This window comes from Paenibacillus sp. S28, from assembly GCF_016624415.1.
Classification (GTDB): domain Bacteria; phylum Bacillota; class Bacilli; order Paenibacillales; family Paenibacillaceae; genus Paenibacillus_AQ; species Paenibacillus_AQ favisporus.
The window spans coordinates 1-1620 of record NZ_JACVTM010000039.1 but is presented as its reverse complement, the minus strand read 5'-3'; the positions used below and the strand labels follow the sequence as shown (position 1 = coordinate 1620).

2 protein-coding genes are annotated in these 1620 nt (G+C 45.9%); both read left to right on the top strand.

Features of this window, described 5'->3' with window-relative positions:
• A partial coding sequence (locus IAE55_RS33515; RefSeq protein ID WP_200634969.1) for a GerAB/ArcD/ProY family transporter occupies window positions 1–427 on the top strand: 427 nt, incomplete at its 5' end.
• Window positions 428–511: 84 nt separating this feature from the next.
• On the top strand, window positions 512–1273 hold the full coding sequence (locus IAE55_RS33510) for an SDR family oxidoreductase (RefSeq protein WP_200634968.1): 762 nt from the start codon (window positions 512–514) through the stop codon (window positions 1271–1273).
• Window positions 1274–1620 lie beyond the last annotated feature (347 nt).

Genomic DNA, 1620 nt, shown 5'->3' with positions numbered 1-1620 from the left:
TTCAATGCTATGGGGCGTCATAGCCACGCTGGTTGTTCTTTTCGTGACCGGACCAAGCATTGCAGCCGAACTGGTTGTTCCCATATACTCGCTTACGAAGTATGTCTCCATTCTGAATTTTGTTCAGAATATCGATGCTATTTTCATCCCCCTCTGGATTATCGGTGCCTTCATTAAAGTATCGGTATGCTTGTTCATCCTAAGTTACGGGTTGTCGGAATGGACCGGCTTTAAAAATTGGAAGCGGATCGGCTGCGTCATCACGGTGATTTGGCTGGCTTACGTACTCTATAGTTCCCACAATATCCGGATCTCGAATACGCTTAGAAGCACGCTTCTCGTCTCCTTCTTTTACCCGATGGTTTACTTAGGAATACCACTGATCTTGTGGTTCATCGGCAGCATAAGAAAACATTGGAGGGCGTGACTGTCACAGAATTCATTGGTGTGTTGTCATATATATGAAAGGCAAACAAACCCCATAGATGGGTAACTAATTAGGAGGGTCAACATGAAGATTGTAGTCATTGGCGGCAGTGGGCTAATTGGAGCCAAACTCGTGAATAACCTAGAGGTTCTCGGCCATGAAGTAGCAGCGGCTTCGCGTTCTTTGGGTGTAAATACCCTCACAGGTGAGGGACTAGCAGAAGCACTTCATGCTGCTGAGGTCGTTGTAGACGTTTCGAACTCGCCTTCGTTCGAGGATAAGGCAGTTTTGGAGTTTTTCGAGACATCCACACGCAATCTCCTTGCCGCCGAGTCAGCTGCTGGCGTGGGACACCATGTTGCATTGTCGGTCGTTGGTACCGAGCGACTTCTTCAAAGTGGATATTTTCGTGCGAAAATGGCTCAAGAAGAGCTGATCCAGGATTCCAAGATTCCCTATACGATCGTCCGCGCGACGCAGTTCTTCGAATTCCTCGGCGGTATTGCCGATGTGGCCACCGAAGGAGACATCGTTCGTTTGCCTCCTGCCCTGATGCAGCCTATCGTTTCGGATGATATCGCCGCCGCGCTGGTTGACTTCACACTTGGAACGCCCGTGAATGGCATTGTAGATGTGGCTGGTCCGGATCAGTTCCGTATGGATGAACTCATTCGGCAATACTTGAGCGCCATTCAAGATCCGCGGCAGGTGGTCACAGACAAAAACGCGCTATATTACGGATCCGTAGAGGTAAATGATCAATCTCTCGTACCAGATGAGCAAAGTGCGCGCATTACAACGACACATTTTCAAGATTGGCTTAGCAGTTTAATATCTCAGAGGTAATTTCCCAAAATTCAAAGTTATATTTTGTAAAGCAAGGCTTAACTGATTTCATGGACGAATTACATTGCCACCATGACATTGCGACTGTTCTCGGTACTCCACTGAGAAACGGTCGTTTTTTTACTTCTGCAAGCATTCGACAACGAATAATGAGTGTTATTTTTCATCAGCAAAAAGCCACTTCTTATTTTAGAGAGAGTGGCTTTAGCATTTCTCCAGCCTTCAAGCAGCCTGTAGTCACATTATAATCCGGTCTTATATGATTAATTAACTTTGTTCCAGTTCCTTATTCATGGATTCAACTAAATTGCAAACTCCGTTTCTTATCCGCTACCCTAATAATATTA

Bases quoted from the DNA above. Each gene is read 5' to 3' on its own strand.
- IAE55_RS33510 (WP_200634968.1), top strand. From the start codon at position 512: ATGAAGATTGTAGTCATTGGCGGCAGTGGGCTAATTGGAGCCAAACTC.